This is a genomic window from Paenarthrobacter sp. PH39-S1 (assembly GCF_030063245.1).
In the GTDB taxonomy this organism is placed as follows: Bacteria; Actinomycetota; Actinomycetes; order Actinomycetales; family Micrococcaceae; genus Arthrobacter_M.
Genome location: NZ_JASISR010000030.1, coordinates 25,205 through 45,819, shown reverse-complemented (window position 1 = coordinate 45,819; position 20,615 = coordinate 25,205). Strand labels below are relative to the sequence as shown.

The window sequence follows — 20,615 nt, the reverse complement described above, 5'->3', positions numbered from 1 at the left end:
CCCGCGAGGGTGAGCGGAAGCCTTACGGGGATCGTGCTCCGCGCAGCGACCGGCCTTTCACTGACCGTCCGGCCCGCGAGGGTGAGCGGAAGCCTTACGGGGATCGTGCTCCGCGCAGCGACCGGCCTTTCACTGACCGTCCGGCCCGCGAGGGTGAGCGGAAGCCTTACGGGGATCGTGCTCCGCGCAGCGACCGGCCCGCGAACAACCGTCCCTACAACGACCGCGCCGCGCCGCGCAAGGAATGGCAGCCCCGCGGTGACGGAGCCGCCCGAGGCGACCACGGTTCACGCGAGGACCGTCCGGGCGCTACTCACAACGCACGCGATCTGCGCAGCGCCAACCGCCCCGACCGGGAGCGGTCCCCGCAGATAGATGACGATGTGACGGGCACTGAGCTGGACAAGGTGACGCGGGCGCAGCTGCGTACCCTGGAGGAAAATAGCGCCGAATGGGTCTCCCGACACCTGGTGATGGCGGGCCGGCTGATGGACGTCGACCCCGAGCTGTCCTTCCAGCATGCCCTGGCAGCAAGCCGCCGTGGCGGTCGCTTGGCTGCCGTCCGCGAGGCCGTCGGCCTGACTGCCTATGCGGCCGGCCACTACGGTGAAGCCCTGCGAGAGTTCCGTACCTACCGCAGGATCAGCGGGTCCAATGAGCATCTTCCCGTGATGGCCGACTGTGAACGCGGGATGGGTCGTCCGGACCGGGCCTTGGACCTGATCCGTTCCGAGGACGCAGAGACTCTGGACACCGCCGGCAGGGTTGAGCTGGCAATCGTGGCTTCCGGTGCGCGGGCCGATCTGGGGGAGCGGGAGGCAGCCGTGGCCGCCCTGGAAATCGCGCAGCTGGACATGAACCGGGCATTCTCTTTTAGTCCCCGGCTTTTCCGTGCCTACTCGGACGCGCTGGAGGCCGCTGGCCGCAGCGCCGAGGCCGCCACCTGGCGCCGGCAGGCTGTCAAGGCGGAGTCGGCCCTGGGTATCGGCGAGGACGCGGATCCATTCATCGTTGACCTCGCTGAAGAAGAGGAGGATGAGGGTAAGCCAAAGAAGAGGCAGGACACGTCCATGTTCAACGCCGACGGCGAAGCGATCGTTCGGAAGCCGACGGCGCCGGTGAAGCGTGCGTCCGCTCCGCTCGTTGAAGCGGTTTCTGCCGACGAGGCCGCAACCTCCACGGTCGACGCTGCAGCAGTGGACAACATCGATGACGCCGAATCGGATTATTTCGATTCCGACGACGCCGAGTCGGATGAGTTTAGCGCGGACCCGGACGAGGCGCAGGACGGCAGTGGGCACGACCTCGCGGAGGACAGTGACAACAGCACTGGCAGTAGTACTGACAACGGCGCAGCGCTGGAAGACACCGAGGACAACAGGTCCGCGGCCGAAGGCGGTGCCCGGCATGACTGAGCAGGCACTGGTCACCGCCTTCGATTCGGTGTTGTCCGATCTGGACGGAGTCGTTTACACCGGGCCACACGCGATTCCGGGCGCCGTCGAGGCGCTGCAGCGTCTGGCCGGCTTCGGTGTCGAGCTGGCATACGTGACCAACAATGCGTCCCGTACGCCAGCTGACGTCGCCGCGCATCTGCGCGGGCTCGGTGCGCCTGCCGAGGACCATCAGGTGGTCAGTTCGGCGCAGGCGGGTGCCCGGTTGCTGGCCGATAAGTTCCCGGCCGGTTCCAAGGTGCTGATCACCGGCAGCGATGCACTGGCCCGCGAAGTGGAGCTGGTGGGGATGGTGCCCGTCCGCTCGGCCGACGACGGCGCCGCCGTCGTGATTCAGGGCTTTGAACCGACGCTGAGCTGGAAAGAGTTGGCCGAAGCCGCCTATGCCATTGAAAATGGTGCAGCATGGGTGGCCACCAACACCGATATGACCATCCCGCAGGCCCGTGGCATTGCGCCCGGGAACGGTGCGTTGGTGGCGGCCGTCCGGGCGGCCACGGGGAAGGAACCGCTGGTGGCGGGCAAGCCGGAAGCGGTGCTGTTCCATGCTGCCGCCGAACGGCTCGGATCGTCGCGGCCGCTGGTGGTCGGCGATCGGCTGGATACGGACATCCTGGGTGGCAACAACGCGAAAATGGCAACCGCCGTCGTGCTGACGGGTGTGGACACCACCGAGACAGTGCTGGCTGCCCGGACAGCCGAGCGACCCCGCTTTCTGCTGCGCACCCTGGCTGAGCTCTTCGAACCGTACCCGGACGTCACCGGCAGCAACGGAATCTTCAGCTGCGGCAAATCCACGGCGTCCGTGGCCGACGGTACCGTCAGCGTCTCCGGTGACAAGGACGACGTCGACAGCTGGCGCAGCGCCTGCGCTGCGTGGTGGGATGCCGTACCCGACGCGGCCGTGGCCCGGGCCCCCGAACTGCGCTGGCACGGCGGGTCACTAGACTAAAACCATGGCAGATCGGCATCCCGACGTGAGTTCGCATGACCTGGGTGCGGCCGAAGCGGCGGCGCCCGCGTCGGTTGCAGCATTCCTTGCCGCGCCTTCGGTCATCGGTTCGGGGCCCGCGCGGCCGGAGCTGATCTGGCCGGAGGTCATTCCGACGACGTCGGACGCCGCCGTGGACGCGGTCATGGCAGGGCTGCCGGATCTGCACCGGATGCCGACTGCCGACCACGCCGCGCGGTACAGCGCCCTGCACGATGATTTGAAACGGGAGCTGGACGCGGAGCCCGCCGGCACCACGGCCGCCGGCGCCGGGGCATAGCGGTGGCACGCCTGGATCAGGAGCTGGTGCGGCGCGCGCTGGCGCGGTCACGGACCCATGCTGCGGCTTTAATCGCCGCGGGCCAGGTCAGTTCCGGCGGCACGGTGTTGGTGAAGGCCGCCCGGCAGATTGATCCCGACCGGGAGCTGGCGGTGGCCGGCAGCGGCGGCCCAGATTACGTCTCCAGGGCCGGCCACAAGCTTGCCGGTGCGCTGGATGCCTTCCCGGACATCGTGGTGGCCGGCAAACGATGCCTGGATGCGGGAGCATCCACGGGCGGGTTCACGGATGTGCTGCTGCGCCGTGCAGCATCCCGGGTGGTCGCCGTGGACGTGGGGCACGGCCAGCTCGCGCCGGCACTCCGGGCGGATCGGCGGGTGGAGGTGCACGAGGGGCTGAATATCCGTTACCTGCAGGAATCCGATATCGGCGGTGCCGTGGAACTGACGGTCTGCGATCTGTCCTTCATCTCGCTCACCCTGGTGATGGTTCCGCTTGCCCTGGCCACCCAACCGGGCGCGGACCTGCTGCTGATGGTGAAGCCGCAGTTCGAGGTGGGTCGGCAGCGTCTGAGTCGGACCGGAGTGGTGGGCTCCGAACACGAACGGTGCCGGGCCGTCAGCCAGGTCGCCGCGGCCGCGGTGGCGGCCGGACTTGAACTGCGCGGTTTGGCGGTCAGCCCGTTGCCCGGGCAGGATGGCAATGTGGAATATTTCCTGTGGGTTGTCCGCACGCAGGCCTGCGCAATGCCTAAGATCGAGGAGCAGCAGGCGAGCGTACAGCGGCTGCTGGCGGAAATTTGGGCCCCAACGACGAACAGCTGACCGGAAAGCGGAGCCACATGAGCAGGCGAGTGTTGATCCTGGCCCATACCGGGCGCGAGGAAGCGATGGCAGCTGCTCTGGAGGTATGCCTCCAGCTGCAGGCCTCCGGGCTGATCCCGGTGATGTCACGGAACGAACTCGCGGATATGTCCGCGCATCTGGGCTTTACCGGTGTGCCGATGGAAATCCTGGATGTTGACGTCACCCTGGCGGCCATTGAGCTGGTTATGGTCCTCGGCGGGGACGGCACCATTCTCCGTGCCGCCGAAGAGGTCCGCGGTCTGGACGTGCCGCTGCTGGGCGTTAACCTTGGACACGTGGGCTTTCTGGCCGAGAGCGAACGGGCGGACCTGGCGCAGACCGTGGACTGGGTGGTCCGCCGCGACTACACCGTTGAGGAACGGATGACCATTGATGTGACGGTGTGGGCGCAGGGCCGGAAAATCCTGCAGACCTGGGCGCTCAATGAAGTGGCCATCGAAAAAGGAAACCGTGAGCGGATGATCGAGGTGGTGACAGAGGTGGATGGCCGTCCGCTGAGTTCCTTCGGCTGCGACGGCATCGTGATGGCCACCCCGACCGGATCGACGGCGTACGCATTTTCCGCCGGCGGCCCGGTGGTCTGGCCGGAGGTGGAGGCCCTGCTGATGGTTCCCATCAGCGCGCACGCGCTGTTCGCCAAACCGCTGGTGGTTTCGCCCAAGTCACAGCTGGCGGTGGAGGTGCTCACCCGCACCGAAGCACACGGAGTGATGTGGTGCGATGGCCGGCGGACCGTTGACCTGCCGCCTGGATCGCGTATCGAAGTCACCAAATCGGACCATCCGGTGCGGCTGGCACGCACGCATCAGACACCCTTTTCTGCTCGCCTGGTGCGCAAGTTTGAGCTGCCCATTGAAGGCTGGCGCGGGCGCGCCGGCGAGGAAGCTGCCGCGCGGACGTCGCAGATTCCAATTGTCCGCAGCCCCAAACCCATGGCACCCGTGGCGGTGCCACCAGCCCGCAAAGACCCTTCAGCCACCGACCAGGCCTGGCCCGCCCCGTCCGGCCGAAGGGCCCCCAACACGCCATGATCGAAGAAATCCGAATCAGGGATCTGGGCGTTATTGCCGAAGCAACGCTCACCTTGGGCCCCGGTCTGAGTGTCGTCAGCGGTGAAACCGGTGCCGGCAAGACCATGGTGGTCACCGCCGTCGGGCTGCTCCTGGGTGCCCGTTCAGACGCCGGAGCGGTGCGGACCGGTGCCAAGTCCGCCTCCGCCGAGGCGTCCGTCCGGCTGCCAAGCGGACACCGGGCCCTGGCACGGGCGCTGGAGGCCGGCGGCGAGATTGACGAGTTCGACGGCGGCGAGTTCGACGGCGGCGGCGGACCGTTCGCCGGGCTGTTGCTGGCGCGCACCGTCGGCGCAGACGGCCGCAGCCGGGCCCACGTCGGCGGCCGGTCCGCGCCTGTTGGAGTGCTCGCCGAGCTCGGTGAGCAGCTGGTGGCGGTGCACGGCCAGTCGGATCAGATCCGGCTCAAGAGCAGCACCGCCCAGCGCGAGGCATTGGACCGGTTTGCCGGGGATTTCCAGCAGACTTTTGCCGCCGGACTGGAGCAGTACCGGGCGCTGTACAGGCGCTGGCAGCACGCACAAACGGACCTGGATGAACTGCGGCACAATGGCCGGGAACGGCTCCAGGAGGCCGAGGCGCTTCGACAGGCCCTGACGGAGATCGATCAGGTGGATCCGCAGGTTGGCGAGGATGACGCGCTTAAGGCGGAATCCATTAAATTATCAAATCTCGAGGAGCTGCGGCTGGCCTCGCAACAGGCCCGTGAAGCGTTGATCTCGGAGGACTTCGGCGTTGACGCCGACGCAACCACCCTTGTTGATACTGCCAAACGGCTGCTCGAAAACGTCGCCGACCATGACGAGGAACTCGGCTCCGCAGCCGCCCGCCTTACGGAGGCGGGGATCGTCCTGGCCGACATTGCACGCGACCTTGCCGGTTACTCGACGTCTCTGGATTCGGATGGGCCCGGGCGCCTTGCCGAGGTGGAAGACCGCCGGGGTGTCCTCGCCGTGCTGGTGCGCAAATACGCGCCGTCGGTGGACGAGGTGCTGTCCTGGGCCCAGGCTTCGAGGGTCCGGTTGGACGAGCTGCAGGACGATTCGGGCCGCATCGAAGCCCTGGAGGCGGAGGTGGCGGCCGCGGCGGCGCAGCTCGCGGTGCTCTCCGCCCGGCTCACCACGTCCCGGACCAAGGCCGGCACCGAACTGTCCCGCCGGGTCAGTGCGGAACTGACGGCCCTTGCCATGCCCGATGCGAAACTCGTGATCGACATCTCCACTGCTTCCGCACCGGGCATCAATGGCGCGGATGAGATCGTCTTTTTGCTGCAGCCCCATGCCGGAGCGGCGCCCCGGGCGCTGGGCAAGGGTGCCTCCGGCGGTGAGCTCTCCCGCGTGATGTTGGCCATTGAAGTGGTGCTTGCGGCCGTGGATCCGGTCCCCACCTTCGTCTTTGACGAGGTGGATGCCGGCGTGGGCGGAAAGGCTGCGGTGGAGATCGGTCGCCGGCTGGCCATGCTGGCCAGGCATGTGCAGGTGCTGGTCGTCACCCATCTGCCCCAGGTGGCCGCGTTCGCGGACCAGCATATCCGTGTCACCAAGACCTCCGGGGGCGGGTTCACTTCCAGCGACGTGACCCTGCTCGACGACGGCGGACGGGTTCGGGAGCTGGCGCGCATGCTGGCCGGCCAGGAGGACTCCGCGACGGCCCAGGCACATGCCCGGGAGCTGCTCGATGAGGCGCGCAGCGGCCGGTGAGGGCGTCAGGTGACCGTGTCAGGTGCGCAACGGCACAACCGCAGACGGACAATATGGACCAGTCCGACCCGCCCCCGACGCAAAGGTGCTAGGCTCGAATTCCGTGGTGCATCGATCAAATTCCCGGTTCAGTGGTCAGTCCAAGACGACCAAACATATCTTCGTCACCGGCGGCGTGGCGTCTTCTTTGGGGAAGGGGCTGTCGGCCTCAAGCCTCGGTCATCTGTTGAGGGCGCGCGGGCTTTCCGTCGCGATGCAGAAGCTGGATCCCTACCTCAACGTCGATCCGGGCACAATGAATCCCTTCCAGCACGGCGAGGTATTCGTCACCGATGACGGTGCCGAGACTGATCTGGACATCGGCCATTACGAGCGGTTCCTCGACGAAAGCCTCGAAGGCTCCGCTAACGTGACCACCGGGCAGATCTACTCGACCGTCATCGCCAGGGAGCGCCGCGGCGAATACCTCGGTGACACGGTCCAGGTCATCCCGCACATCACCGACGAGATCAAACGCCGGATGCGCCTGGCTGCGGAGGCCAAGACCCCGCCGGACGTCATCATCACGGAGATCGGCGGGACGGTCGGCGACATCGAATCCCAGCCGTTCCTCGAATCAGCGCGCCAGGTCCGCCAGGACGTTGGCCGGAACAATGTTTTTTTCCTGCACGTCTCGCTGGTGCCGTACATCGGGCCGTCCCAGGAATTGAAGACCAAACCCACCCAACATTCCGTGGCCGCGCTGCGGTCCCTGGGCATCCAGCCGGACGCGATCATCCTGCGCTCGGACCGTGAACTGCCCGATTCCATGCGGGAGAAGATCGGCCGCGCCTGCGATGTTGACGTCGACGCCGTCATCGGCTGCCCGGATGCCCCCAGCATCTACGACATCCCCAAGACCCTCCACGCGCAGGGTCTGGATTCCTACATCGTCCGTGCACTGGACCTGCCGTTCAAAGACGTTGACTGGACCAAGTGGGACACCCTGCTGGAAGCGGTCCACAACCCCGCGCACGATGTCGAGGTCGCCTTGGTCGGAAAGTACATCGACCTCCCGGATGCCTACCTGTCCGTCACCGAGGCCCTGCGTGCCGGCGGCTTTGCGAACCAGACCCGGGTGAAAATCCGCTGGGTGCCCTCGGATGAATGCGCCACCGAAGCGGGAGCGGCCAAGGCCCTCGACGGCGTCGACGCCGTCTGTGTACCGGGCGGCTTTGGTATCCGCGGGCTTGAAGGCAAGCTAGGGGCGCTCACCTTTGCCCGCGAAAAGCAGCTTCCCACCCTGGGCTTGTGCCTTGGCCTGCAGTGCATGGTGATCGAATACGCCCGCAATGTCGTCGGGCTGGATGGTGCGTCGTCCAGCGAATTCGAACCGGATTCCAAATATCCGGTCATTGCCACGATGGAAGAGCAGCTGGACATCGTGGACGGCAAGGGCGATCTGGGTGGAACCATGCGTCTGGGTCTCTACGAAGCGAAGCTGGATGACGGTTCAGTCATCGCGGAAACCTACGGCAAGACCACCGTCAGCGAGCGCCACCGCCACCGCTACGAGGTGAACAACAAATACCGGGAGCAGATCGCCGCCAAGGGGCTTGTGTTCTCCGGTACATCGCCTGACGGGAAGCTGGTGGAGTTTGTTGAATTGCCCCGCGACGTCCATCCCTACTACGTGGCCACCCAGGCGCACCCGGAACTGAGTTCACGTCCCACCCGCCCGCATCCGCTGTTCGCGGGACTGGTGGCGGCCGCACTGGAGCGCCAGCGGTCCACCCGGCTGCTCGAGGTCTGAGCCGTGATGGTGAGCCCGGACGGGGCACTGGCAGGGACCCGGGACAATGGTGAGAAAATCGCAGATCTGCCCAGCCCCCGCTCCCTGGTGTCTTCGGAGACGGTGTACCGGGGCCGGATCTGGGATGTGGTCAGCGATACCTTCATTCTGACCGACGGCGCAGTTGTCGACGGCGCAGAATCCGACGTCGGCAAGCCGCTGACGCGGGATTACATCACCCATCCAGGGGCGGTTGCCGTGCTGGTGATGAATGACGCCGGGCAGGTGCTGATGATCAGCCAGTACCGGCACCCGGTGGGGATGACGCTGTGGGAGATTCCGGCCGGCCTGCTCGACGTCGACGGCGAAGACCCCGTCGCGACTGCGGCACGGGAGCTGGCCGAGGAAGCGGACCTGATGGCGTCGCAGTGGCTGGTGCTGGCCGATGTCTTCAACTCGCCAGGCTCGTCCAGCGAGGCCATCCGGATCTATCTGGCACGGGGCTTGTCCGAGGTCCCCACCGACCAGCGCCACACACGCACCGAGGAGGAAGCCGAAATTGCCTTCGCCTGGGTTGAGTTGGAAGAGGCCGTTGCGGCCGTGCTGGACGGATCGCTCCATAACCCGTCCGCCGTCGTCGGTATTCTGGCTGCCGCAGCAGCGCGGGCTGACGGCTTTGCGTCTCTGCGTCCCGCCGATGCGCCGTGGCCGGCGCACCCCGGCCAGCGGGGATAGTGAATCCCTCGGCGGCCAGCCGGCCCCCTGGCAGTTCCCGTTCCACCTCAGCGCATGACGAAAAGACCGGGGCCGGAAGCACCTCTGTGGGTCTGAACCGGGCCGTGATCGAATACCTGCAGCATGTGGGGGTGGAGCGTGGGCTGGCAGCCAACACGATGAGCGCGTACCGGCGCGATCTGGACCGGTATCAGCAGTTCCTCGCGGTATCCGGAGTGCAGGCACCGGCGGACATTACCCGGCATCACGTCACCGGTTTCGCCCGGGCCATCGCGGACGGGTCGGACGGATCCACGCCATTGGGTGTCCGGTCCGCTGCGCGTACCATCGTCGCCGTCCGCGGGCTGCACAAATTCTGGGCGCTGGAAGGCATGACGACGACGGATCCCGCCGCCGATGTGCACCCGCCGATGGCCGGACGACGGCTGCCGAAGGCGATCAGCGTGGATGAGGTCACCCGATTGCTGGAGGCCGTCGGCGCAGACACCGCCACAGGGCTGCGCGACCGCGCCCTGCTCGAATTCCTCTACTCCACCGGGGCCCGGATCAGCGAGGCGGTGGGACTGGATGTGGACGATGTTGCGGTCGAAACCAGCGCATCGCCGGCCAGCGGCGGGACCGGCGGTCCCGCCGTCGTCCGGCTCTTCGGAAAGGGTTCCAAGGAACGCGTGGTGCCGCTGGGCTCCTATGGAGCGCGGGCGGTCCAGGCTTACCTCGTCCGCGGCCGGCCACTGCTGGCGGCGAAGGGCAAGGGCAACCCCGCCCTGTTCCTCAACGCCAGGGGCGGCCGCATCAGCAGGCAAAGCGCCTGGACCATTTTGAAGGCGGCCGCCGGGAAAGCGGAGATCGGCGCGGACGTCTCTCCGCACACGCTGCGGCATTCCTTCGCCACGCACCTGCTGGAAGGGGGCGCCGACGTGCGGGTTGTCCAAGAGCTGTTGGGCCACGCCTCCGTGACCACGACGCAGGTCTACACGCTGGTCACCGCGGAAACGCTGCGTGAGGTCTATGCCGCTGCGCATCCGCGCGCCCTGGGCTGAGGCCGCCGGGTCCGGGCGGGGGGATGCGCGCTCCGGACGTAGGCTGGGATCATGACTGCTGCCGAGGTAACACTGTGTTTCCTGCTCCGTGATACGCATGGGCGACAGGAAGTACTGCTGGGGTTGAAAAAAACCGGGTTCGGCACCGGCAAGATCGTCGGCATTGGTGGCCATCTGGAGGCGGGGGAAAGCGCTGCACGAGCGGTCTGCCGTGAGGTGGCAGAAGAAGTTCATGTCCGGGTGGAAGAATCCGATCTGCTGTCGGCCGGGACGGTGGATTTTGTCTTCCCGTCGCAGCCGGAGTGGGACATGTGCACCACGGTGTTCCTCGCCACCCGATGGCAGGGTGAGCCGGCGGAAAGCTCGGAAATAGCACCCCAATGGCATCCTGTGCGGAACCTGCCGCATGAGCTGATGTGGGCCGACGCCAGCCGGTGGCTACCGCCCATGCTCGCCGGGGAGCGGCTCGCGGTTCGGGTCGTCCTTCACACCGACAACGAAACCGTGGCCGAATATGTATCCCAGTCGATGGTCTGACCCCCGCCGCGCCGCAGCCGAACTATGACGGCGATCCCTCGTCCATGACGTGGGGCGCAGCGTCATCGGCGGGGATCGCCGTCATAAGTGAGCGGTGCCCAATCATCAGCCGGTTTTGGCCACGGTCAGCAGCACGGATCCCGCTTCCATGGCACGCAGGGAGTGCCGGGCCTGGGGGACAATCAGCAGATCACCCGGTGAGCCCTCCCACGAGGTGTCGCCGGAGGAGAGCACCACGCGGCCACTAAGGACATAGACGGTGGCTTCGCCAGGGTTTTCATGCTCGTCGAGCTGCTGTCCGGCAGCCAACGCGATCACCGTTTGGCGCAGCACGTGTTCATGGCCGCCGTACACCGTCTTCGCACTGCGCCCGTTGGTGGACGATTGAGCCTTGCTCAGCAGCTCTCGGTCCAGGGCCTTCAGCGATGATTTTTCCATGCGGCGCTCCATCTCTTCCAGTACCGTATCTTCCCGGCCTGTGTGGTTGATTCAGACTGTGTGGTTGACTCAAACTGTGTGGTTGACTCAGACCGCGTGGGTCCGGACAATGGGAGCCGGCAGCCCCGCGGTCCAGACCCTATGGCACTTGGCGTTCGTCGACGCCGTCGTACAGGCTGAGTGGGCGGATCAGCGAGTTGGCTTCCAGCTGTTCCATGATGTGCGCGGTCCAACCGGTAATACGGCTGGCCACGAACAGCGGGGTGAACATCTGAGTGTCAAAACCCATCAGGTGGTAGGTGGGTCCAGCGGGGTAATCCAGATTCGGCTTGATGTTTTTGGCCTGGGTCATGGCGGATTCCAGACCTTTGTACAGTTCGCCCAGGTCGGGGCGGTTGTAGTGGGCGACCATCTTGTCCATGGCGGCCTTCATGGTGGGAACGCGGGAGTCCCCGTTCTTGTAGACCCGGTGGCCGAAGCCCATGATCTTCTTCTTGTCCGCCAGCGCGTCGTCCAGCCAGGTCTTTACCGATCCGGCCACGTCATCACCGTCGGCGGCTTTGATGATCTCCTCGAACGTGTGCATCACGGCCTCGTTGGCGCCGCCGTGCAGCGGGCCCTTCAGCGCACCGATGGCCCCGGTGACGGCAGAATGCAGGTCCGCCAGCGTGGAGGTGATGACCCGGGCGGTGAAGGTGGAGGCGTTGAAGGAGTGTTCCGCATACAGGATCATCGAGACGTTGAAGGCGTCCACCACCTCCGGCGCCGCTTCCTCGCCGAACGTCATATACAGGAAGTTGGCGCTGTAGCTCAGATCGTCCCGCGCCGGGACGGCCTCAAGACCGCGTCGGCGGCGTTGGTCATAGGCGACGACGGCGGGCATCGCGGCGAAGAGGTCCAGGGACTTCTTCAGGTTGGCTTCCTTCGAGGAGTCCTCCGACAGTGGGTGGTTGGCTCCCATGACGCTGGCCGCTGTCCGGCAGATGTCCATTGGATGGGCGCTGACCGGCAGCAGGTCGACGGCCGCCTTGACGTTGTCCGCCAGGGCACGGTCCGCGCGCTCCCTCGATTCGAAGTCAGCCAGCTCGTCCGCGGTCGGCAGTTCACCGTTCCACAGCAGATAGGCCACCTGCTCAAAGCTGCATTTGGCGGCCAACTGCTGCACCGGGTAGCCGCGGTAGAGCAGCGAGTTGGTGTCCGCATTGACCTGGGAAATCCTGGTCGTGTCAACGACGACGCCGGCCAGGCCCTTGTGGATTTTCGTGGCTTCAGGTGTTTGTGTCATGACGCTCCTTAATGCTTGCCGGGGACCTGGAAGTTGAAGACGGAGGTGTCGAAATGATTGTAGGACTCATAATCCACCAATTCGTACAAACGTGCACGCGTGAGCATGGCCTCCACAGCGGATTGCTGCGTACCATCGGTCTTGATGGCGTCCAGCGTCCGTTCCGCCGCGCCCATGGCGCTGCGCAGCAGAGTCACCGGGTAGATGATCATGTTGACGCCCACGGCGGCCAACTGCTCCGAAGTGAACAGCTCACTCTTGCCGAACTCCGTCATGTTCGCCAGGATGGGCACGTCCACCGCGTCCCGGATGGCGGCGAACTCGGAGAGGTCCTGCATGGCTTCGGGGAAAATGGCGTCCGCCCCGGCCTCCACCAGGGCTTTGGCCCGGTCCTGGGCAGCCCGCAGCCCGTCCGCGGCGCGGACGTCCGTCCGGGCCATGATCAGAAAGTTCGAGTCGCGGCGGGCGTCCGCCGCGGCCCGGATCCGCTTGGTGGCCGTCTCCAGATCGACGACGTTTTTGCCGTCCAGGTGGCCGCAGCGCTTGGGATTGAACTGATCCTCGATGTGGCAGCCGGCCAGGCCTGCGTTTTCGAGCTCTTGGACGCTTCGGGCCACGTTCATCGGCTCGCCGAATCCGGTGTCGGCGTCGACCATGCAGGGAAGGTCCGTCATCCGGGCGATCTGTCCCGCGCGGACGGCGACCTCGGTGAGGGTGGTCAGTCCGATATCCGGCAGGCCCAGATCATTGGCGAGGACGGCACCGGAAATGTAGACGCCGTCGAAGCCCTTTTCCTGGATCAGCCGCGCGGAGAGCGGGTTAAATGCTCCGGGGTACTGCTGCAGCGTGCCGGAGGCCAGCCCGGCCCGGAACGCCACGCGCTTGTGCTCGGGTGTGGTGGAGGAATACAGCATTAGAAGAGTCCCTTCCGTGCGTTCGCCAGGTTGACGACACCGGCCGCGGCCTGGATGTTCAGGCCGTCCAGTTCACCGGCGCCCAGTTCCGGCAGCCGCTGGACGGTGTTCAGGAAACGGCTGATTTCGTCCTCGTCCACGAGCCGTTGGCCGCTGTCCCCGGCGGCCAGCGTCCGGAGTTTGTTGATGTACTGTTCCCGGGCAAACGGCCGTGCGCCCAGCGGATGGGCGTCGGCGACGGCGATCTGGTCCGTGATGGTGCGGCCGTCCGTGAGGGTGATTTCCACCCGGCCGCCGAACGCCTTTTCCTGCGGATCCAAGGAGTGGTAGCGGCGGGTCCATTCCGCATCTTCCTGAGTGCTGACCTTGTGCCAAAGTTCCACCGTGTCCGGCCGCCCGGCGCGCTCGGGCGCATAGGAGTCCACGTGGTGCCAGTCGCCGTCCTGGAGAGCGACAGTGAAGATGTACGGGATGGAGTGGTCAAGGGTCTCGCGGGAAGCGGTCGGGTCGTATTTTTGCGGGTCGTTGGCGCCCGAGCCGATCACGAAGTGGGTGTGGTGGCTGGTGTGGATCACAATTTTTTGCACAAGGCTGGGGACGTTCGCCGGGTCCACCAGTTCGGGGTGCTCACGATGGAGCTTGCGGGCCAGGTCAATCCACGCCTGCGCCTGGTATTCGGCGGAATGCTCCTTGGTGTAGGTGTCCAGAATTGCCCGCTTTGCCTCGCCATCGGCCGGCAGTGGAACCTCGTAGGAGGCGTCCGGTCCGTCCAGCAGCCAGGCGATGACGCCGTCTTCGCCCTCATAGATCGGCGTGGGGGAGGTCTGCCCGCGCATCGCGCGGTCCACCGCCTCGACGGCCATCTTGCCGGCAAATGCCGGTGCGTGGGCCTTCCACGTGGAAATCTCGCCCTTGCGCGACTGGCGCGTCGCCGTCGTCGTGTGCAGTGCCTGGCCCACCGCCTGGAAGATCGTTTCAGCGTCCAGACCCAGCAGCGTGCCGATGCCCGCGGCCGCGGACGGCCCGAGGTGGGCCACATGATCGATCTTATGTTTGTGCAGGCAAATGGCCTTGACCAGGTCCACCTGGATCTCATATCCGGTGGCAATGCCGCGGATCAGGTCCGCGCCGGTGCTCCCCACGTGCTGACCCACCGCAAGGATGGGCGGGATGTTATCGCCCGGGTGGGAGTATTCGGCGGCCAGGAAGGTGTCGTGATAGTCCAGCTCTCGAACGGCCACGCCGTTGGCCCAGGCCGCCCACTCGGGGGAGACCCGGTCCGGAATACCGTAGATGCACGAACCCTTGCCGCTTGCGCTCGGGCCATGGGTCAGGGCCTGTGCCCGGGCCGCGACAATGGGACCACGGTTCAAGGAAGCGATGGCGACCGAGGCGTTGTCAATGATGCGGTTAATCACCATGTCGGTGACCTCCGCCGTGACGGCGACCGGGTCGGCCGCCACCTTGGCAATCTTGTACGCGAGCTGGTCCTCCCGGGGCAGGTTTTCCTCGCTCTTGTAAACACGGACGTGATGGGTGAGCACCATGGTTTCCTCTCGGGTTTGCCGTATGCCGGCCGACTGGTGGTTGTTAATTGGTGTTGGTGGAAAGCAGATGGTCCAGGCTGTTGTCCAGATGGACGGTGGTGGCGGCACTGGCGACCGCGGCGTTTCCCCTGGCGATCGCATGCGCAATGGTCGCGTGCTCCCGGGCGGCTTCCAGCAGCCGGCCCGGATTGTCCTGGGAAAGGCGACGGACCCGGACCAGGTGCACGCGGAGGCTCTTGAGCGCCTGGGCCAGGTAGCTGTTGCCGATCGCGGCGTCGATCGCGGCATCGAGGCGCCCGACCAACTCGTAGTAGGCGGCGCGGGACGGATCCGCATTGGTCAGCAACCCGGGCGCGCCGCTGAGTTCCCGGTGCAACTGCCGGAACACCTCGCGGTCGCCGCGCACGGAAGCGAGTTCGACGGCACGGCACTCCAGCGTTGCCCGGAGCTCGAACAGCTCGCGCACGTGGTCCATGGAAATATCGGTGACCACCACGCCCCGGCCGCGTTGCGCCGCGGTCAAGCCTTCCGCGGTGAGCCTGGCCAGAGCCTCGCGCAGGGGTGTGCGGGAAACGCCCAGCCGCTCGGACTGCTCGACCTCTGCCAGGACGGATCCGGGCGGGAGCCGCCATTCGACGATGTCGCCGCGTAGTGCGGCGTAGGCCCGGTCGCTGGCCCGCATGCTGCCTCCTTGCTTGGTTCTGCTCCGCTGCCTGCCCGGCTTGCCTGTTCGGCCGCCCTGCTCGGCTCGCCCTTTGGGTCAGCCACTGCTCGGCTGCGGATTGAGCTTCTGTGATCAAGTGTATACAAAGACCGGTGCAAAGTGGCAACATCCCGGGGTAGCTTCCAAACAGTTGCCATGGTTGTATACATAACTCTTGTTTTGCGCCACTCGGTGCGGCTAGTATGACTGACATCACAGCATCGTGAATGGGAGGATTGACATGGCTGCAGAGAATTACCGGGCCGTTTATCAGCGCAGTCTGCGCGATCCGGAGGGGTTCTGGCTGGAGGCCGCCCAGGCCGTGGACTGGTATACCGAGCCGTCGCGCGCGCTGGACGCCGCCGCTGCGCCCATCACCAAATGGTTTCCGGACGCGCAGCTGAATACTTCGTTTAATGCCTTGGACCGCCATCTGCTGGCCGGTCGCGGTGAACAGGACGCGCTGATCTACGATTCGGCCATGCTGGGCATCCAACGGCGCTATAGTTACGCGGAACTGACGGATCTGGTGGCGCGTTTTGCCTCCGTGCTGCGCTCGCAGGGGGTCGGCAAAGGCGACCGCGTTGTCATTTATATGCCGATGATCCCGGAAGCGGTGATAGCCATGCTCGCCACCGCCCGCCTGGGAGCGGTGCATTCCGTGGTGTTTGGTGGATTCGCCGCCGCCGAGCTGGCGGCGCGCATCGCGGACGCTCAGCCTTCCGCCGTCGTGACCGCATCCGGAGGGCTGGAACCGAACCGTAAAATTGAGTACCTGCCGGCCGTGGCCGAGGCCCTGCGGCTGGCGGACGCCGCCGGCACGCCGGTGATCGTCAAGGCACGGGACGGCTTCGAGGCCGCCGCGGGAGACCCCGGGACGGACTACGGGACCTGGCTCGACTGGGACGTTGAAGTGCGCGGCGCGGGGCGCACGGATCCGGTGCCCGTGGCTGCCTCGGATCCGCTGTATATCCTCTACACCTCGGGAACCACAGGTGCGCCCAAGGGAGTGGTTCGGGACAACGGCGGGCACGCGACGGCGTTGATGTGGACCATGACCAATCTGTACAACATCCATCCCGGTGACGTGATGTGGACCGCCTCGGATGTGGGCTGGGTGGTCGGTCACTCCTACATCGTCTACGGACCACTGCTCGCCGGTGCCACCACCGTGCTTTATGAGGGGAAACCTGTCGGAACCCCCGACGCCGGTGCCTTCTGGCGCGTGGTCAGCGACCACCGGGTCCGGGTGCTCTTCACAGCGCCCACCGCCCTGCGGGCCATCCGCAAGGTGGATCCGGACGCCGCCGAGCTGGCCACCTACGACATGTCCTCCCTGACGATGCTTTTTGCGGCGGGGGAGCGGCTGGATCCGGATACCTATCACTGGGCCGAACGGGTGCTCAACGTTCCGGTGGTGGATCACTGGTGGCAGACCGAGACGGGCTGGGCTATCTGCGGCAATCCGCGCGGGCTCGAACCGCTGCCGATCAAGGCCGGGTCGCCGTCGTTCCCAATGCCGGGCTTTGATCTGCGCATCGTCGACGGCCTGGGGGATCCGGTACCCCCAGGTACGGAGGGGAATATTGTGCTCGGCCTGCCGCTGCCGCCCGGCACCCTGATGACGTTGTGGGGCAGCGACGAACGCTACGTCTCCTCCTATCTGCGCGCTTTCCCCGGGTACTACACCACGGGTGATTCCGGTTACGTTGATGACGACGGATACGTCTTCGTGATGGGCCGCACCGATGACGTGATCAACGTGGCCGGCCACCGGCTCTCCACCGGCGCCATTGAACAGGTTCTGGCGCGGCACCCCGCGGTGGCCGAATGCGCCGTGATCGGGCTGGCCGACGTCCTTAAAGGCCAGCGCGCCAGCGCTTACGTGGTGTTGAAATCCGGCGTCGAGATGGACCAGGAGCAGCTGGTGAAGGAGCTGATCGCGCTGGTCCGCCGCCAAATCGGTCCCGTCGCGGATTTCAAACAGGCCGTGGTGGTTGAATCCCTGCCCAAGACGCGGTCGGGGAAGATTCTGCGCAAGACGATGCGCCAGATCGCGGACGGTGACGAGTATGCGGTCCCATCGACGATCGAGGATGCCAGCGTCCTTGACGCACTGTTACCCATTCTGCGTCCGGCGGAACTGCCCTGATCCGACCAGACCTGGACTTGTCCGCCCTCGGCCCGGTAACCGAACCGGCCGGAATAAATATCACGCGGCCGGTAAACGAACGTGACCGGCCCGACGGAATAAGCGCCGGGACGGCCGGGTTGGGCCCAATATGAGAGCCATTGGGCTGGATGCCATGGTGGACATTGAGTTCCCCGTCATCACTGGCTGGGACGTCTCCGGAGTGGTGGAATCGGCCGGTCCGGACGCACCGGAGTTTAAGCCCGGAAGCGGAGCAGCACGGCGGGGCCTGGATATGGGTGCGTCCTTCCGGGGAAGACCTGCAGGCTGGAGCAGACGGCGGACGCTTACCGGCTCAGCATGGAGGGCCACCCGCGCGGAAAAATCATAGTCTACGTCAGCTAGCCAGTCAGTTAGCCCCGCCAGAGATATTCATTTTCCGGCCTGCCCGGAGTCCCATAGCGTGCGGTCCGGCGCACGGTCTGCTGGTCCGCCAGGTACTCCAGGTAGCGCCGCGCGGTGACGCGCGAGATCCCCAGCCGATCCATGACCTCGGACGCCGAGATAGGGCCGGCATGAGATTTGAGCAGGACGACGACGGCGGTCAGCGTGCTTTCGGACAGCCGTTTGGGCAGTGGTGCCGCGGTGGGCGCGCGCAGACTGGCCAATGCCAGATCGACGTCGTTTTGCGAGGCACGCGCGGTGGGGGAAGCCAGCTGCTGTCGGAAGTCGCGGTAGTTGGCGAGCTTTTCCGCGAACATCGCGTAGGTGAAGGGCTTGATCAGGTACTGCACTACACCGCTGGAAATGGCTGCCCGGACCACCTTCAGGTCCCGAACGGCGGTGATGGCGATGATATCCACCGCAAGACCGCCGGACCGGATGCACCGGGCGATGTCGAGCCCGTGCAGGTCCGGAAGATTCATATCCAGCAGAATCAGATCGATCGGTTGACCGGCTTCGGCGGCCTGCTGCAGAGCACGCAGCGCGGACTGCCCGTCAGCGGCAGTGCCGGCGAGCGAAAAACCGCCGATCCGCTGCAGATAGACGGCGTGCGCATCGGCGGCAATCGGTTCATCCTCGACCACGAGGACTCGGATCGGCGGAGGTTCAGTGTTCACGGCTGCTCCCTGGCATCTGGTTGTCCGGCGGGCTGTTCGGTGCCGGGACCGGTGCCGGGACCGGTGCCGGATCCGGTGCCGGATTCCGTACCGGTAGTATCCGCGGGCAGAAGGACGGTGAAAACGGCCCCGCTGTTTCCTGCTGCAGGTGATCCTTCCACCTGCGGCCCGTTCCCGCGCGGCCCGATAATCAGCCGGCCGCCCAGCCGTTGGACGGTCTGGCGGACCAGCGCCAGCCCGATCCCGCGGCCTGCTCCGCCCGAATGCTTCGTGCTGAAACCTTTGGCGAGAACGCTGGCGGCCTGTGCCGCATCCAAGCCAGGCCCGCTGTCGGAGACTTCCAGCTCCAGCCCGTCCGCGGTCGGACCAAGGTGTAGAGCCACCCATCGTGGTTCGGCGCCGTCGGCCGCGGCATCCATGGCATTGTCCAGCAGGTTCCCCAGAATCGTGACTGCGTCGTGCGCGCGGAGGCCGGAGAACTGTGTCCGTGTTTCGGTGCTGATCCGCAGCTCGATCCCGCGCTCGCTGGCCTGTGCGATCTTGCCCATGAGCAGCGCGCTGAGCACCGGCTCATCCGCCGCATTCAGAACCTCGTCGGCGAGCCGCTGGCTCAACTGCAGGTCGGCGGTGGCGAACTCCAGTGCCTGACCCGTGCGGCCCAGCTCCAGCAGGGACACCAGCGTGTGGATCCGGTTGGAATGTTCGTGGGTCTGGGCGCGGAGGGCGTCCGTCAGCGTCTGCGTCGACCGGAGCTCGTCGCCCAGCTCCGCCATGACGGTATGGTCCTGCACCGTGGCGACCGTCCCGATGCCCACCGCGCCGGAACCCTGGTCGGCCCGTCTGACCCGGCTGGTCCGCAGGCCCCGGTTGGTTCGCGTGCCCCGGCTGGCCCGCATGCCTGGGTTGGTCCGCCTTATCGGCAGGGGCTCAGCGTCGGATCCCGGGGAGCGCGCCGGCTCCTGGCTGACCACCAGCAGGCGGTCGGAGGTCAGGTGCAGTTCATCCCTGGCGGTGCGCCCGCTGCGCAGCAACTCCTCCAGCGAGGGCGGCAGATCCAGCTCCGCCAGCTTCGGTGCCGGTCCGTTCTCCGAGGGGACCGGGATACCCAGCAGCATTGCCGCCTGATCGTTGTACATCACCAGTTCGCCGTTGCGGTCCGTCAGCACCAGCCCGTCGCGGACCGAATGCAGGACGGACTCGTAGTAGACAAACAGCTGCCCCAACCGCTCCGGCCCCCAACCGAGCGTGACCTTGCGCAGGTAGCGCCCCAGCAGCCAGGCGGCCAGCGAACCACCCAGCAGCAGCACCAGGGCAATACCGACGACGGCGGGCAGTGAGCTGGTGAACGCGATCTCGACATTTGTCACGGTCACGCCGGCGGCGACGAGGGCCCGGACATTTCCGGCCCCATCCTTCACCGGGACAATGGCACGCACCGAGGGGCCAAGCGTTCCGGCTGTCACCTCCGTATAAGCGTGCCCGGCCAGCGCCTGATCAACCGAGCCGATGTAAAGCCGGCCGATTTCCGCAGGATCTGGGTGCGTCCAACGGGTACGGTCCGGCGCCATAATCGTCACGAAGTCCGCTTTCGCCTCCGCCATCACCTTTACCGCGTAGGGCTGCAGTTCCCCGGACGGATCCGGGGAGGCCGCTGCGGTCAGGACCAGCGGGTTGTCCGCCACGGTGGCCGCAATGGACATAATCCGATCCTCGGCTTGGCGGTAGGCCTGATCCCGCGCGTCGACGAAACCCGCTGTCGTGACGAACACGGTCAGTGCCAGTACAAACAGCACATTGACGGCAAACAGCCGGCGCGCAATGCTCCAGTCGTGGATATAGACCACCGGCTCCTTCATCTGTGCTGAATTCTTCTGTGCCCGAAATCATATCTGCCTGAAATGCTGCGTGCCTGAAATGCTCCGTGCCTGAAATGCTCCGTGCCCACAACCGAGGGGACGGGTTGGGTGGGACCAATATGAACGCAAGGGTGATTGCTGGCACACCGAAAGGCATGCTGGTCATTGTGCGGTAA

Annotated in this window: 18 protein-coding genes; 11 read left to right on the top strand and 7 right to left on the bottom strand. The window is 66.0% G+C overall.

The features are described 5' to 3' along the window. From QMG52_RS16960 to QMG52_RS16915, 10 genes are all read left to right on the top strand, one after another. The coding region (locus tag QMG52_RS16960; RefSeq protein ID WP_283561603.1) for a tetratricopeptide repeat protein at positions 1-1,415 on the top strand (1,415 nt) is incomplete at its 5' end. Continuing rightward, positions 1,408-2,406 carry an HAD-IIA family hydrolase gene (locus tag QMG52_RS16955; RefSeq protein WP_283561602.1) on the top strand — a complete coding sequence of 333 codons (999 nt, stop codon included), beginning with the start codon at positions 1,408-1,410 and terminating at the stop codon, positions 2,404-2,406. The genes QMG52_RS16960 and QMG52_RS16955, both read left to right, overlap by 8 nt. Before the next feature lie 4 nt (positions 2,407-2,410). Next, the gene (locus tag QMG52_RS16950) at positions 2,411-2,725 is read left to right on the top strand and encodes a hypothetical protein (protein ID WP_283561601.1); all 315 of its coding nucleotides are present in this window, start codon (positions 2,411-2,413) and stop codon (positions 2,723-2,725) included. Positions 2,726-2,727: 2 nt separating this feature from the next. Continuing rightward, positions 2,728-3,549: a TlyA family RNA methyltransferase gene (locus tag QMG52_RS16945; protein ID WP_283561600.1), complete on the top strand. Its 822-nt coding sequence runs from the start codon at positions 2,728-2,730 to the stop codon at positions 3,547-3,549. 17 nt (positions 3,550-3,566) lie between these two features. Continuing rightward, positions 3,567-4,622, top strand: coding sequence for an NAD kinase (locus tag QMG52_RS16940; RefSeq protein ID WP_283561599.1), 1,056 nt, complete (start codon positions 3,567-3,569; stop codon positions 4,620-4,622). Then, entirely contained in the window at positions 4,619-6,361 is a 1,743-nt protein-coding gene (recN, locus tag QMG52_RS16935; RefSeq protein WP_283561598.1) for a DNA repair protein RecN, read from the top strand. Before QMG52_RS16940 ends, recN begins: the two co-directional genes overlap by 4 nt. A gap of 85 nt (positions 6,362-6,446) precedes the next feature. Further along, positions 6,447-8,153, top strand: coding sequence for a CTP synthase (gene pyrG, locus QMG52_RS16930; protein ID WP_283561597.1), 1,707 nt, complete (start codon positions 6,447-6,449; stop codon positions 8,151-8,153). Positions 8,154-8,159: 6 nt separating this feature from the next. Then, complete coding sequence (locus QMG52_RS16925) at positions 8,160-8,867, top strand: NUDIX domain-containing protein (RefSeq protein ID WP_283561606.1); 708 nt, start codon at positions 8,160-8,162, stop codon at positions 8,865-8,867. Further along, positions 8,837-9,907, top strand: a complete 1,071-nt coding sequence (xerD, locus tag QMG52_RS16920) for a site-specific tyrosine recombinase XerD (RefSeq protein ID WP_502920557.1) — start codon at positions 8,837-8,839, stop codon at positions 9,905-9,907. The genes QMG52_RS16925 and xerD overlap by 31 nt, the downstream gene beginning before the upstream one ends. Positions 9,908-9,958: 51 nt before the next feature. Further along, on the top strand, positions 9,959-10,444 hold the full coding sequence (locus QMG52_RS16915) for an 8-oxo-dGTP diphosphatase (RefSeq protein WP_283561595.1): 486 nt from the start codon (positions 9,959-9,961) through the stop codon (positions 10,442-10,444). Positions 10,445-10,549: 105 nt separating this feature from the next. Here QMG52_RS16915 and QMG52_RS16910 read toward each other — a convergent pair whose 3' ends face one another. The 5 genes from QMG52_RS16910 to QMG52_RS16890 all read right to left on the bottom strand — a co-directional run bounded on the left by QMG52_RS16910 (position 10,550) and on the right by QMG52_RS16890 (position 15,310). Beyond that, positions 10,550-10,882: a cupin domain-containing protein gene (locus QMG52_RS16910; RefSeq protein WP_283561594.1), complete on the bottom strand. Its 333-nt coding sequence runs from the start codon at positions 10,880-10,882 to the stop codon at positions 10,550-10,552. A 139-nt stretch (positions 10,883-11,021) separates the two neighbouring features. Continuing rightward, positions 11,022-12,167: a bifunctional 2-methylcitrate synthase/citrate synthase gene (locus QMG52_RS16905; protein WP_283561593.1), complete on the bottom strand. Its 1,146-nt coding sequence runs from the start codon at positions 12,165-12,167 to the stop codon at positions 11,022-11,024. An 8-nt stretch (positions 12,168-12,175) separates the two neighbouring features. After that, positions 12,176-13,081, bottom strand: coding sequence for a methylisocitrate lyase (gene prpB, locus QMG52_RS16900; RefSeq protein ID WP_283561592.1), 906 nt, complete (start codon positions 13,079-13,081; stop codon positions 12,176-12,178). Then, positions 13,081-14,628 carry an MmgE/PrpD family protein gene (locus QMG52_RS16895; RefSeq protein WP_283561591.1) on the bottom strand — a complete coding sequence of 516 codons (1,548 nt, stop codon included), beginning with the start codon at positions 14,626-14,628 and terminating at the stop codon, positions 13,081-13,083. The genes prpB and QMG52_RS16895 overlap by 1 nt, the downstream gene beginning before the upstream one ends. 43 nt (positions 14,629-14,671) lie before the next feature. Then, positions 14,672-15,310: a GntR family transcriptional regulator gene (locus tag QMG52_RS16890; protein WP_283561590.1), complete on the bottom strand. Its 639-nt coding sequence runs from the start codon at positions 15,308-15,310 to the stop codon at positions 14,672-14,674. 262 nt (positions 15,311-15,572) lie between these two features. On the opposite strand from QMG52_RS16890, the gene QMG52_RS16885 reads away from it, so the two are divergent. Then, positions 15,573-17,483 (top strand): AMP-binding protein, encoded by a 1,911-nt coding sequence (locus QMG52_RS16885; protein ID WP_283561589.1) that lies wholly within the window; start codon positions 15,573-15,575, stop codon positions 17,481-17,483. Positions 17,484-17,875: 392 nt separating this feature from the next. On the opposite strand, the gene QMG52_RS16880 is transcribed toward QMG52_RS16885, so the two are convergent. Together QMG52_RS16880 and QMG52_RS16875 are read right to left on the bottom strand one after the other, a co-directional pair. Further along, positions 17,876-18,583 carry a response regulator gene (locus tag QMG52_RS16880; RefSeq protein WP_283561588.1) on the bottom strand — a complete coding sequence of 236 codons (708 nt, stop codon included), beginning with the start codon at positions 18,581-18,583 and terminating at the stop codon, positions 17,876-17,878. Then, positions 18,580-20,439, bottom strand: coding sequence for a sensor histidine kinase (locus tag QMG52_RS16875; protein ID WP_283561587.1), 1,860 nt, complete (start codon positions 20,437-20,439; stop codon positions 18,580-18,582). The genes QMG52_RS16880 and QMG52_RS16875 overlap by 4 nt, the downstream gene beginning before the upstream one ends. Between the last annotated feature and the right edge of the window lie 176 nt (positions 20,440-20,615).